General features: G+C 67.4%; 12 protein-coding genes. 4 read left to right on the forward strand and 8 right to left on the reverse strand.

Annotation, left to right across the window (positions count from 1 at the left end):
• The first annotated feature begins 104 nt into the window (after positions 1–104).
• Positions 105–1,175 carry a COX15/CtaA family protein gene (locus JHL17_RS09265; protein ID WP_200192333.1) on the forward strand — a complete coding sequence of 357 codons (1,071 nt, stop codon included), beginning with the start codon at positions 105–107 and terminating at the stop codon, positions 1,173–1,175.
• 207 nt (positions 1,176–1,382) lie between these two features.
• Here JHL17_RS09265 and JHL17_RS09270 read toward each other — a convergent pair whose 3' ends face one another.
• From JHL17_RS09270 to ccoN, 8 genes are all read right to left on the reverse strand, one after another.
• Complete coding sequence (locus JHL17_RS09270; protein WP_345773776.1) at positions 1,383–2,045, reverse strand: Crp/Fnr family transcriptional regulator; 663 nt, start codon at positions 2,043–2,045, stop codon at positions 1,383–1,385.
• Between the two features lie 182 nt (positions 2,046–2,227).
• On the reverse strand, positions 2,228–2,431 hold the full coding sequence (gene ccoS / locus JHL17_RS09275) for a cbb3-type cytochrome oxidase assembly protein CcoS (protein WP_200192335.1): 204 nt from the start codon (positions 2,429–2,431) through the stop codon (positions 2,228–2,230).
• Entirely contained in the window at positions 2,337–4,871 is a 2,535-nt protein-coding gene (locus JHL17_RS09280) for a heavy metal translocating P-type ATPase (RefSeq protein ID WP_200192337.1), read from the reverse strand. The genes ccoS and JHL17_RS09280 overlap by 95 nt, the downstream gene beginning before the upstream one ends.
• Positions 4,872–4,925: 54 nt before the next feature.
• The gene (locus tag JHL17_RS09285) at positions 4,926–5,468 is read right to left on the reverse strand and encodes a FixH family protein (RefSeq protein ID WP_200192339.1); all 543 of its coding nucleotides are present in this window, start codon (positions 5,466–5,468) and stop codon (positions 4,926–4,928) included.
• A 208-nt stretch (positions 5,469–5,676) separates the two neighbouring features.
• Positions 5,677–6,567, reverse strand: a complete 891-nt coding sequence (gene ccoP / locus JHL17_RS09290) for a cytochrome-c oxidase, cbb3-type subunit III (protein ID WP_200192341.1) — start codon at positions 6,565–6,567, stop codon at positions 5,677–5,679.
• Between the two features lie 3 nt (positions 6,568–6,570).
• The gene (locus JHL17_RS09295; RefSeq protein WP_012972963.1) at positions 6,571–6,732 is read right to left on the reverse strand and encodes a cbb3-type cytochrome c oxidase subunit 3; all 162 of its coding nucleotides are present in this window, start codon (positions 6,730–6,732) and stop codon (positions 6,571–6,573) included.
• A gap of 15 nt (positions 6,733–6,747) precedes the next feature.
• A complete protein-coding gene (gene ccoO, locus JHL17_RS09300; protein ID WP_200192343.1) occupies positions 6,748–7,485 on the reverse strand; it encodes a cytochrome-c oxidase, cbb3-type subunit II in 738 nt (245 codons plus the stop codon).
• A gap of 21 nt (positions 7,486–7,506) precedes the next feature.
• Positions 7,507–9,003 (reverse strand): cytochrome-c oxidase, cbb3-type subunit I, encoded by a 1,497-nt coding sequence (ccoN, locus tag JHL17_RS09305; protein WP_200192345.1) that lies wholly within the window; start codon positions 9,001–9,003, stop codon positions 7,507–7,509.
• A gap of 441 nt (positions 9,004–9,444) precedes the next feature.
• On the opposite strand from ccoN, the gene JHL17_RS09310 reads away from it, so the two are divergent.
• The 3 genes from JHL17_RS09310 to JHL17_RS09320 all read left to right on the forward strand — a co-directional run bounded on the left by JHL17_RS09310 (position 9,445) and on the right by JHL17_RS09320 (position 11,592).
• Positions 9,445–9,807 (forward strand): hypothetical protein, encoded by a 363-nt coding sequence (locus tag JHL17_RS09310; RefSeq protein WP_247893423.1) that lies wholly within the window; start codon positions 9,445–9,447, stop codon positions 9,805–9,807.
• Between the two features lie 124 nt (positions 9,808–9,931).
• Positions 9,932–10,369 carry a cupin domain-containing protein gene (locus JHL17_RS09315; RefSeq protein ID WP_200192349.1) on the forward strand — a complete coding sequence of 146 codons (438 nt, stop codon included), beginning with the start codon at positions 9,932–9,934 and terminating at the stop codon, positions 10,367–10,369.
• A gap of 11 nt (positions 10,370–10,380) precedes the next feature.
• Positions 10,381–11,592 carry a class I SAM-dependent rRNA methyltransferase gene (locus JHL17_RS09320; RefSeq protein WP_200192351.1) on the forward strand — a complete coding sequence of 404 codons (1,212 nt, stop codon included), beginning with the start codon at positions 10,381–10,383 and terminating at the stop codon, positions 11,590–11,592.
• Positions 11,593–11,874 lie beyond the last annotated feature (282 nt).

Genomic DNA, 11,874 nt, shown 5'->3' on the forward strand with positions numbered 1-11,874 from the left:
TCCGGGGCTCTCCCGACAGGCCGGCGGAACAAGAGGCGTTTGACGGGACGGGAGGTTCGCCCCACATTTGCGGACATCCCACCGCCGCGCTCCGGAATGCCGCCTTGACCGCCTTTGCCTCCGACCGTCTCGCCGCCGCCCCTTCCAACCCGAACCGGCCCATCGCCGTCTGGCTTCTGGTCTGCGCCGCCATGGTGCTGGCGATGGCCGTGATCGGCGCCATCACCCGGCTGACGGAATCCGGGCTGTCGATGGTGGAGTGGAAGCCGCTGATCGGCATTCTGCCGCCGCTGTCCTCGGCTGAATGGAACCGGGTCTTCGACCTCTACAAGGCGACGCCCGAGTTCCGGATCTACAACAATCACATGGATCTGGCCGGATTCCAGTCGATCTTCTGGTGGGAATGGTTCCACCGGCTGTGGGGCCAGCTGATCGGCTTCGTCTTCCTGATCCCCTTCCTGCGCTTCTGGATGCAGGGGCGCATCTCGTCCGAGCTGTGGCCGAAGCTGGCCGGCCTGTTCCTGCTGGGCGGTCTCCAGGGCGGCATCGGCTGGTTCATGGTGAAGAGCGGGTTGGTCGATTCGCCGAATGTCAGCCACTACCGGCTGGCCCTGCATCTCGGCACCGCCATCCTGATCTACGCCCTGCTGCTGCGCACCGCGCTCGGCCTGCTTGATCCGCTGCCGCTGGCGGGCTGGCGGCCGGAATCGGCGTCCTTCCGCCGCCATGCCCGCTGGGCGCTGGGGCTGGTCGCCGTCACCATCGTCTGGGGTGCCTTCGTCGCCGGATCGGATGCCGGTTTCGCCTACAACACCTTCCCGCTGATGGCCGGCCACTGGATCCCGCCGGAGGTGAACACGCTGACCCCCTGGTGGCTCAACCCGGTCGAGAACACCGCGGCGATCCAGCTGATCCACCGCGTGCTGGCGATCCTGACCGGCGTGGTGGTGCTGGTGCTGGCCGGCCGCGTCCTGAATGCCGGCCTGCCCGGCCGCGCCGGCCGCGCCGCGCTGGCGTCGGCCGCCATGGTTCTGCTGCAGATCGCGCTGGGCATCGCCACGCTGCTGACCGTGGTCTGGATCCCCGTCGCCGCCGCCCATCAGGCCGGCGCGATCATGGTGGTGTCGATGCTGGTGTGGCTGCTGTTCGAGCTGCGGCCGGTTGGGCGCGGGTAATTCGCGCTGTAGTCTTGCCGGCGTGTGGGCGCGGGCGGCAAGATTTACACGGATTACACGAATTTAGACACGGATTTCACGGATTTTTCTATGGATTGCCAAAGCGGACGTTCCCCGGCAAGCCTACGACTTGCGGGGAAACATCCGTGAAATCCGTGTCGATCTTGCAAAACACGCCCGCCCCTCGCAAAAGCGCGAGTTCGAGCGTCACGCCCCTTCGGCCAGGTCGTACATCGCGTCGAGGTCGGCGATCAGGACCTTGTTGCCTTCCTGGAGCGAGATCACGCCGACGGTCTTCAACTGGGTGAAGGTGCGGCTGACGGTTTCGGTGGTCAGGCCCAGATAGTCGGCGATGTCGGCGCGGCTCATCGGCACGAAGACCGGGTTTTCCTTGTGGCCGCGGCGGGCGGCGCGCTGCGACAGCATCAGCAGGAACGAGCAGATCTTCTCCTTGGCCGTCTTGCGGCCGAGCAGGAGCATCTGGTCCTGGGCGGCGGCCAGCTCGTTCGACGCCATCGAGAACAGGCGCCGCTGCATCTTGGGAAACTCCTCCAGCAGCGCATCGATCTTCTTGCGCGGGAAGCGGCAGAGGGACGCGCTGGTCACCGATTCGGCGGTGTAGGCATAGCTGTCATTGACGGCCAATCCCAGGAAATCGCCGGTCACCAGGAAGCCGGTGATCTGGCGGCGCCCATCCGGCAGCAGCTTGTACAGTTTCACCGTGCCGGAGGTGACGTTGTAGAGCGCGTCGGAGGCGTCCCCCTCGGCGAACAGGGTGTGGCCGGCATCGATGCGCACATTCTGCAGAATGTCGGCAAGACGGCGCAGCTCCTCCGGCTCCAGCGCGGCGCACACCGTCAGGCTGCGCACGGGACAGGCACCGCAGGGATTCATTTCCGTCGCAGCGCTCTTTTCCCGAGCGCGGACCGTATCGAAGGGTGGCATGGAGGAACCCAGCCTTTCATTCCGCATGGGCTCATATTGGTGCCAATCGCCAGGAATCGCAACCTCGCAGGCATACAACCTTTTCTTTGCCCATATGAAATTTGGCACTATTTTCCGTGGGCGGCTTCCACCGGGTCGGCTGCTTCACGCCCGTTGCGGGTGGGCGGCGGCAGATCGTCGTCGAACAGGACGCGATGGGCCGCCCCGTCCAGGTCGTCAAACTGGCCGGATTTCAGCGCCCACAGAAAGGCCGCCAGCCCCAGACCGCCCAGGCTGAGCGCGATCGCGATCAGATAGAGAAGCTCGTCCATCACCCGAATCCTTACCCGGCAATTCCCGGACGGCGATGTCCCGCGCGGGAAGATCCTCGACGACGGCGCCGCGGGCCAGCCGCAGCGCGTTCAGAATGACGATCAGCGACGACGACGACATCGCCAGCGCCGCCAGCAGCGGCGTCAGCATGCCGCCCATCGCCAGCGGCACGGCGCACAGGTTATACACCAGCGCGATGCCGAAATTCTGCCTGACCAGACGGCCGGACCGGCGGGCAACCTCCACCGTCTCGACGATCGGACGCAGCAGCCGGCCTTGGAACACCACGTCGGCGGCGGTCTGGCTGACGTCCACCGCGGTGGAGGGCGACATCGACACCGCGGCGGCGGCCAGCGCCGGGGCGTCGTTCAGCCCGTCGCCGACCATCAGCACGGTACGGCCCCGTGCCGCCAGTTCGGCCAGTACCGCGGTCTTGTCGGCCGGCGTCTGCTCGGCCCGCCAGTCGGCGATGCCCAGCCGCTCCGCCACCGACGCCACCGCCCCCTTGCGGTCGCCCGACAGCAGCGTCACCTCCAGCCCGCGCGCCTTCAGCGCCGCCACCACCGCGGCGGCGTCCGGGCGCGGGGCGTCGAGGAAGACGATCCGGCGCGGCTCCTCGCCCGGACGGGCCAGCCACAGCTCCGGACCGGCGGCATCCTCGGCGTCGGCCGGCGCACCGGTGAAGCGGCGGCTGCCCAGCCGCACCTCGCCGTCCGCCGTCGGCAAGGACAGGCCGGCACCGGCGATCTCGCGCACGCCGAGGGCAACCGGAACCTCCGGGGCGGCGGCGGCCAGCGCCCGGGCCAGCGGATGGCGGCTCGCCGCCGCCAGCGAGGCCGCCAGCGTCAGATCCTCCGCCGGCAGCCCGCCGAGCTGCGGCAGCGGCCGTCCTTCGGTCAGGGTGCCGGTCTTGTCGAACACCACCGTGTCGATGGCGGCGAGCCGTTCCAGCGCGGTCGGGCTCTTCAGCAGCGTGCCCTGGCGCATTAGCCGGCCGCTGGCGATCACCTGCACCACCGGCACCGCCAGCGCCAGGGCGCAGGGGCAGGTGATGATCAGCACGGCGATGGCGTTCATCAGCGCGTCCTGCCACACCACCCCGCCCAGCAGCATCCAGGCGGCGAAGGTGGTCAGCGCGGCCAGATGCACGACGGGGGCGTAGAGGCGCGACACCCGGTCGGCGATGGCGACATAGCGGGCGCGGCCCTGCTCCGCCACCTCCATCAGCCGGACGATCTCGGCCAGCAGCGTGCCCTCCCCCACCGCGGTGACGGTCAGGCGCAGGGGCGCCGTCAGGTTGAGGGTGCCGGCGAAGACCTGATCGCCGGGCCGGGCGGTGCCCGGCACCGTCTCGCCGGTGATCAGGCCGGTGTCGAGGTCCGACACGCCGTCGGACACCCGCCCGTCGACGGGAATACGCTCGCCGGCCGCGACCAGGATGATGGTCCCGATGCCGATCTGCTCCGGCGCCACCACGGCGCTGGTGCCGTCCTCGTTCAGGATGGTGACGGCGTTGGCGCGCAGGCCGAGCAGCTGTTCCGCCGCCGAGCGTGCCCGGCCGCGGGCCCGCTGGTCGAGATAGCGGCCGATCAGCAGGAAGAACAGCAGCATCACCGCGCCGTCGAAATAGGCGTGCTCGCCGCTGTGGATCGTCTCGAACAGGCTCATGCCGGTGGCGAGCAGGACGCCGATGGTGATCGGCACGTCCATGTTGGTGCGGCCGTGGCGCAGTGCCGACAAGCCTGAGCGCGCGAAGGGGCGCAGCGCATAGGCGATGGCCGGCATGCAGATCAGCGCCGAGATCCAGTGCATCAGGTCGCGGGTGGCGGTGCCCATGCCCTGGCTGTGGCCGGCCCAGACCGACACCGACAGCAGCATGACGTTGCCCATGGCGAAGCCCGCCACCGCCATCGCGCGCAGCAGTTCCTTCTCGCTCCTGGCCTGGGCGCCGCCCAGCCGGTCGGGGTCGAAGGGCACCGCGCGATAGCCCAGCTGCGCCACGGTGCCGACCACCGCGTTGGCGTCGGTCGCCTTGGGATCCCAGCGCACGGTCAGCCGGCGCGTGGTCATGTTCATGCGGGCATGGCCGACGCCCGGCCGGCGGCTGAGCGCCGATTCGATCAGCCAGACGCAGGCCGCGCACTGCATGCCGTCGACCATCAGGTGAAGGCTGCGGCTGCCGTCGGCCTCGTCGCGCGCATGCGGTTCGTAATCGACCGCCGGAGCGTCGTCGGGGCGCAGCGGGCGGGCGGTGGGATCGACGCTGCGGCGCTCGTAATAACGCTCCAGCCCCAGCCCGCGGACAAGGTCGTAGGCGGCGGCACAGCCGGTACAGCAGAAGGGACCCGTGCCGTCACCGGCAGTCATCGTACCGGTCTTCATCGTACCGGTCTGTGCGCCTTCGCCCAGCTCTTGTCCGCAATGGAGGCAGACGGTCATCTCAACGTCACCTTGGAGAATGCCGGCCATCACGCCGTCGCCACTGCACCCGGGTCACTGCACCCAGACGCGCTTCTGGTCCTGGTAGTCGCCGGTGACGTGGGTGATGACGAAGCGCATGTCCCACTGGCCTTCCAGATCCAGCTCCACCGGGGCGCCATAGCGGCCCTCGCCCAGATAGGGCAGCGACAGGGTCTTGTCGTGCCCCTCGGCGATCGGACGGATCATCGTCACGGTGACGGTGGCGTCCTTCAGGATCTGGCCCTGCTTGTCGCGGGCGGTGATGGCGATCAGGCCCTTGCGCGGTTCGGTGCTGGTGAATTCGGGCTGGATCTGCCAGCCGCGCTCCGCCTGGGCGCGGGCACCGGCCAGATCGTTGTTGTAGCCGAGCCCCTTGATGAAGTGGTTCTCGGTCTCGATCCCGGTCCAGCTCGACAGCGCGAAATGGACCATCACCCCGTTCACCGCCAGGACGACCATGAAGACGCCGACGAAGATCCAGGGGATGTACCATCCCGGCTGGCGCGGCGCCCCAGGGAGCTTTGGCAGGCGTTTCGGGGAGACGGGGCGGTTTCCGGTGGTGGTGCTGATGCTCATGGTCGCTGGCTGCCCTTCGACTGGTCGGCGGCGTCTGATCGCGGAAACTATGGCGACCGATTGCCGCAGGGACATTGCGATGGATCAAATGACAGGAAGTTAACGAACCGGCCGGCTGGCCGCCCGAGCCGTAAAGAAAAGGCGCCGGGGAGAGACCTCCCCGACGCCCTTCCGGTCGGTTCCGAACTGGTCCGCCCGGACGTTCGGCTTACTTGCCGCCGCCCAGATTGTGGACGTAGACGGCGAGCGACTTGATCGTCGCGTCGTCCAGGCGCTTCGACCAGGCCGGCATGACGCCGGCGCGGCCGTTGGTCACCGTCTCCACCAGCGTCGCCTTGTCGCCGCCATAGAGCCAGTTGGCCTGCTTCAGCGGCGGAGCGCCGACGCCGTCGACGCCGGCGGCGACCGCACCCTGGGCCGCGTCGCCATGGCAGGCGGCGCAGTTCTCGTCATAGACGGTCTTGCCCTTGGCGACCTTGCCGGCCTCGGCGGGCTTGCCGTTCAGCGACAGCACATAGTCCGTCACCTGATCGATCTGCTCGCGGGTGAGGATGCCGTCCTTGCCGAAGGCGGTCATGCCGACGTTGGGCGTGCCGCGGGTGTCGCCGTCGTCGGACCGGACGCCGTGCTGAATGGTCTTGTAGATGTCGGCGGAGGCCCCGCCCCACAGCCACACGTCGTCGGCCAGCGTCGGGAAGCCCTTGGCACCCTGGCCGCCGGCGCCGTGGCAGGCGGCGCAGTTCTCGTTGAAATAGGACCGGCCGCCGGCCATGGCGAAGCCCAGCAGGTCCTTGTCCTTCTGGATTTCGTCGACCGACTTGGCGGCGATGGCGGTCAGGTACTTGGCCTGGCCGGCCTTCGCCTCCGCCAGCTTGGTGTCCAGCTCCTCGCGCTGGGAATAGCCCAGGATGCCCTTCGTGTAGGTCTTGCCCAGCGGCCAGGCCGGGTAGAACACGTAGTACACCATCGCCCAGGCGATGCAGACGTAGAACAGGTACAGCCACCATTTGGGCAGCGGATTGTTCAGCTCGCGCAGTCCATCCCACTCGTGGCCGGTGGTCTCGACGCCGGACAGCTCGTCCTTGTAATTCTGTGCCATGGTCTAAAGCTCCTGACCATCATCCTTGAGCGGGATCTGGGCGGCGTCGTCGAAGGTGCGGCGGTTGCCGGGCCACATGGCGTAAACCAGGATGCCCGTCAGCAGCAGCATCAACCACACCGTCCAGAAGGACCGAAGCATCACCGTGATCGAATCCAAGTCCATGGATTCCTCCCCCGATTACTGCTGCAGCTGCTTGGACTGGTACTTGGTGAAGTCCACCATCGTGCCCAGCACTTGCAGGTAGGCGACGAGAGCGTCCATTTCGGTGACGGTCTTGTTGCCGGTGAAGTTCGCGACCACGGCCTTCGGGTAGCGCTTCATCAGCCCGGCGGTGTCGCCGTCCGGGTTCTTCTGCGCTTCCACGTCGGCCTTGGCGTTGGCGATCTGCTCGTCGGTGTAGGGAACGCCGACGATCTTCAGCGTCTTCAGGTGATCGGCGATGTCGCCGTAGCTCAGCGGACGATCCTTCATCCAGCCGTAGGTCGGCATGATCGACTCCGGCACGACCGCGCGCGGGTTCACCAGATGGGCGACCTGCCAGTCGTTGGAGTATTTGCCGCCGACGCGGGCCAGATCGGGACCGGTGCGCTTGGAGCCCCACTGGAACGGATGGTCGTACATCGACTCCGCCGCCAGCGAGTAGTGGCCATAGCGTTCGACCTCGTCGCGGAACGGACGGATCTGCTGGCTGTGGCAGTTGTAGCAGCCTTCGCGGAAGTAGATGTTCTGCCCGGCCAGTTCGAGCGGGGAGTAGGGACGGACCCCCTCCACCTTCTCGATGGTCGATTCGATGGTGAAGAGCGGGACGATCTGAACCAGACCGCCGATCGACACGGTGATCAGCACGAGCACGATCAGCAGAAGGGTGTTCCGCTCGATCAGGTCGTGGCTGAAGCCCTTTTTATCCTGAGCCATTTCTCGCATCCTTCCCTAGCGTCAGGCCGCGCCGACCGTCGCCTTGTGCGGCGTGGTGACATAGGGCTTCTCGATGCGGACATCGCCCTTCGCCGTGCGCCACAGGTTGTAGACCATGATCAGGGCGCCGGTGACGAACAGGACGCCGCCCATCGCGCGGATCACGTAGAACGGGTGCATCGCCGCGACGGTCTCCACGAAGGAGTACTGCAGGAAGCCCAGGTTGTCGTAGGCGCGCCACATCAGGCCCTGCATGATGCCCGACACCCACATGGCGGTGATGTAGAGCACGATGCCGATGGTGGCGGTCCAGAAGTGGTAGCTGACCAGACGCATGCTGTAGAGCTGCGAGCGCTTCCACAGCACCGGCACCAGATAGTAGATCGCGCCGAAGGAGACGAAGGCGACCCAGCCGAGCGCGCCGGAGTGCACGTGGCCGACGGTCCAGTCGGTGTAGTGCGACAGGGCGTTGACCGGCTTGACCGACATCAGCGGGCCTTCGAAGGTCGACATGCCGTAGAAGGCGACCGAGGTGACCAGGAACCGCAGGACCGGATCGGTGCGCAGCTTGTCCCAGGCGCCCGACAGGGTCATGATTCCGTTGATCATGCCGCCCCAGGACGGCATCCACAGCATGACGGAGAAGGTCATGCCCAGCGTCTGCGCCCAGTCCGGCAGGGAGGTGTAGTGCAGGTGGTGCGGGCCGGCCCAGATGTAGAGGAAGATCAGCGTCCAGAAATGGACGATCGACAGCCGGTAGGAATAGACCGGCCGCTCGGCGCGCTTGGGCACGAAATAATACATGATGCCCAGGAAGCCGGCGGTCAGGAAGAAGCCGACCGCGTTGTGGCCGTACCACCACTGGACCATCGCGCTCTGAACGCCCGACACGTAGGTGTAGGACTTCATGCCGAACAGCGACACCGGAACGTTGACGTTGTTGCCGATGTGCAGGATGGCGACGGTCAGGATGAAGGCCATGAAGAACCAGTTGGCCACATAGATGTGCGACTCGCGCCGCGTCATCACCGTGCCGATGAACTGGACCGCATAGAGCACCCAGACGACCGTCAGGTACAGGTCGAGGATCCACTCGGGCTCGGCGTATTCCTTGCCCTGGGTGAAGCCCATGACATAGCTCAGCGCCGCGAGCACGATGAAGACGTTGTAGTTCCAGAAGATGAACTTCGCCAGCCCTTCGCCCCCGAAGAGATGCTGGCGGCAGGTCCGCTGGACCGAATAGAGCGAGGTGGCGAGCAGCACGTTGCCGCCGAACGCGAAGATCACGGCCGAGGTGTGGACGGGGCGCAGGCGCCCGAAGCTTGTCCACTCCAGCCCGAGATTCAGCGCCGGGAAGGCCAGCTGCAGAGCGATGAAGGTGCCGGCCAGGAAACCGACGACGCCCCAGAACACTGCAGCGATGACGAAGAGTCGGATGGCGTCCTCATGGTAACGCACGTCTTCCGACACCCGCTGGCTGCCCAGGGTGGCCCCTGAAGTCAGAGTCGCTGATGTCATACAATCTCTCCCGTTTGCCCCGGGCGGCCGCGAGGCCGCGCCTTCTGGGTTGCACCACCACTGGGTACGTACTGTTAAGGAGCGGGACAGGTTGCACTCGGAAATGCCAAGAGGGACGCCGGGCGCGCCTGTCTCCAATGGCCCCCACTATGTGGAGGGGGGGCGCCAGCAACATTGATCTACGTCAACGACCCTTCCGGCCCGGGGCTGCCATCGTTCAGCGTCCTTGCAATCGGCCAGGCAGAAATGGACGACGGCTTCATCGCAAAACCCCTTGGTCGGCGCCAGATCGACCAGGCCTACCCGCTGGTCTGCGCCATCGCGCCTGGACTGGGGGTCGACCAATGGCGCGCATTTGCCGCAGCGGTGCTGGACGATGCAACCCGGGGAGGCGGAACGGGCGGCGGCACCGGAAGCGGTCCGCCGGCGGACAGGGGCATCATGACTGTGCAGAACGCCCAAGGCTACATGCACGGACTGTTTTCCTATGCGGTCGAGCCGCAGCTTTTCCATGGCCGGACGCTCTGCGTCGACAATTTCGTCGTGCTCGACCTGTTCGACGTCGCCGGCATCGCCGAGACGCTGCTGCGGGCGATGGAGGGGCTGGCCCGGCGGCTCGGCTGCACCGCCATCCACACCACCCTGCCGGAGCGCTACCTGCCCCGGGCGTCCCGCCGCAGCCCGATCCCCGACTGCTTCCACATCGAAGGCCACCGGCAGGAAACGGTCCGCTTCTGCAAGGATCTGCTGGTGGTCAACGACAACGCCCCGGCGGCGGCCGACGGCCAGCTCGGCGCGGAATAGCACCCGACGGACCAAGAGGACGCTTCCTCGATCTCGACCCGCCGCTGCGGCTGGTGCAGGATCGCGGTCGCGGTCTCGCCCATGACGGTGCCGCGCCGCCCCCACCGAACCCGGAACTTTGCGGATGAGCGCAGCGCGATTCGGCAGCCTGCTGGAGGGGCTTCCCTCAGGCCCGCAGCCCGACGAAACCTTCGCGACGCTGGCGGCGTTGCCCAATGTGCGGATCGAGCGGATCGTCTCCACCGGGCAGGCCTCGCCGGATGGCTTCTGGTACGATCAGGGGTGGGACGAGTTCGTCCTGCTGGTCGCCGGCACCGCCACCTTGCAGGTGGAGGGAGAGGGCGACCGCCGGCTGACCGCCGGCGACTGGACGCTGCTGCCCGCCCGCACCCGCCACCGCGTCGCCGCCACGGCGGCCGGCGGGCCGACGGTGTGGCTGGCGATCCATATCGGCGAAGCGGGCAGCGGATCGAGCAGCGGACCGGGCAGCGAACGGGAAGGCGCCGCCGGAGCGGAATGGCAGGAACACCGCGGCCATTGCGCGCCGCCGATTTGCCGCTAGGATGCGGGCCCATGAGCGAGACCGTCACCAAACCCGTCAAGAAATACCCGGCGATCCACCTGCAGGCCGGCCGCCAACGGCGCGTCATGCAGGGACATCCCTGGGTCTATTCCAACGAAGTCCAGATGGACACCACCGCCAAGGCGGTGCCGCCCGGCAGCCCGGTGCGGCTGCTGGACCCCGGCGGGGTGCCGCTGGGCATCTACACCTTCAATCCGCACACGCTGATCGCCGCCCGGCTGCTGTCCGGCGATCCGGCGACCGTGGTGGACCAGGCCTTCATCGCCGGCCGGCTGCGCCGCGCGGTGGAACTGCGCGACCGGCTGTTCTCCCGTCCTTTCTACCGCGTCGTCCATGCCGAGGCCGACGGGCTGCCCGGCCTGATCGTCGACCGCTTCGACGATGTGGTGACGGTGCAGGCCAACTCCGTCTTCATGGATCTCCGGATCGACGACATCCTGGCCGCCATCGACGAGGTGATGGCGCCGCGCGCGGTGATCCTGCGCAACGACGGCAGCCAGCGCGCGCTGGAAGGGCTGACGGAGGAGACCCGGCTGGCCAAGGGCGAGATCGACGGTCCGATCCGGCTGGAAGAGAATGGCGTGACCTTCTTCGCCAATCCGCTCGACGGCCAGAAGACCGGCTGGTTCTACGACCAGCGCGACAACCGCGCCTTCATCGCCTCGCTCGCCGCGGGCGGGCGGGCCATCGACTTCTACAGCTACAATGGCGGTTTCGGCATCCAGTGCGCGGTGGCCGGCGCCACCCAGGTGGTCGCCGTCGACCGCTCCGCCCTGGCGCTGGAGAACGCCGCCCGCGCCGCCGAGGCGAACGGCGTCGCCGACCGCTTCGAGACGCGCAAGGCCGACGCCTTCCAGGAGATGGAGCGGCTGGGCACGGCCGGCGAGACCTTCCAGGTGGTGGTCGCCGACCCGCCGGCCTTCGTGAAGTCGAAGAAGGATCTGGCGGCCGGCAGCCGCGCCTACCGCAAGATGGCGCGGCTGTCTGCGAAGATCACGGCGCCGGGCGGCTATCTGCTCTGCGGGTCGTGCAGCCACAATGTCGACTCGCCCACCTTCGCCGAACAGGTCGCCCGCGGCCTGCACGACGCCGGCCGCACCGGCCGTATCCTGCGCAGCGCCGGCGCCGGTCCCGACCACCCGGTCCACCCGCACCTGCCGGAATCGGCCTATCTGAAAGCGATCGTGCTGCAGCTGGATTGAGGACGTTCAGTCTTCGATTGCCCCCACCCTGCCCCTCCCCCGCTCTCAGCGGACCTACGGTCCGCCTGCCGCGTCAGCACAAAGCATAGCTTTGTGCGAGAGTTGGGCGGGGGAGGGGATTGAGTGCTTGATCGGGAAGGCGGCGGCAGTCCCTCCCCCGCCCAGCGGCTACGGCATTCACAGATCTCGCATCCGCGAAGAAGGTACAGCCTCTGGTGGTAAATAGCCCTTCTCCCCTTGCGGGGCGGGATCGGCCAAACGCCAACGGCGTTTTGCCGACCC

This window comes from Azospirillum endophyticum, from assembly GCF_016595245.1.
GTDB lineage: Bacteria > Pseudomonadota > Alphaproteobacteria > Azospirillales > Azospirillaceae > Azospirillum > Azospirillum endophyticum.

Coding starts and splice junctions, on each gene's coding strand:
- ccoS (WP_200192335.1), bottom strand. CDS start 2,431: ATGGACGAGCTTCTCTATCTGATCGCGATCGCGCTCAGCCTGGGCGGT.
- JHL17_RS09280 (WP_200192337.1), bottom strand. CDS start 4,871: ATGACCGTCTGCCTCCATTGCGGACAAGAGCTGGGCGAAGGCGCACAG.
- JHL17_RS09285 (WP_200192339.1), bottom strand. CDS start 5,468: ATGAGCATCAGCACCACCACCGGAAACCGCCCCGTCTCCCCGAAACGC.
- ccoP (WP_200192341.1), bottom strand. CDS start 6,567: ATGGCACAGAATTACAAGGACGAGCTGTCCGGCGTCGAGACCACCGGC.
- JHL17_RS09295 (WP_012972963.1), bottom strand. CDS start 6,732: ATGGACTTGGATTCGATCACGGTGATGCTTCGGTCCTTCTGGACGGTG.
- ccoO (WP_200192343.1), bottom strand. CDS start 7,485: ATGGCTCAGGATAAAAAGGGCTTCAGCCACGACCTGATCGAGCGGAAC.
- ccoN (WP_200192345.1), bottom strand. CDS start 9,003: ATGACATCAGCGACTCTGACTTCAGGGGCCACCCTGGGCAGCCAGCGG.
- JHL17_RS09310 (WP_247893423.1), top strand. CDS start 9,445: ATGACTGTGCAGAACGCCCAAGGCTACATGCACGGACTGTTTTCCTAT.
- JHL17_RS09315 (WP_200192349.1), top strand. CDS start 9,932: ATGAGCGCAGCGCGATTCGGCAGCCTGCTGGAGGGGCTTCCCTCAGGC.
- JHL17_RS09320 (WP_200192351.1), top strand. CDS start 10,381: ATGAGCGAGACCGTCACCAAACCCGTCAAGAAATACCCGGCGATCCAC.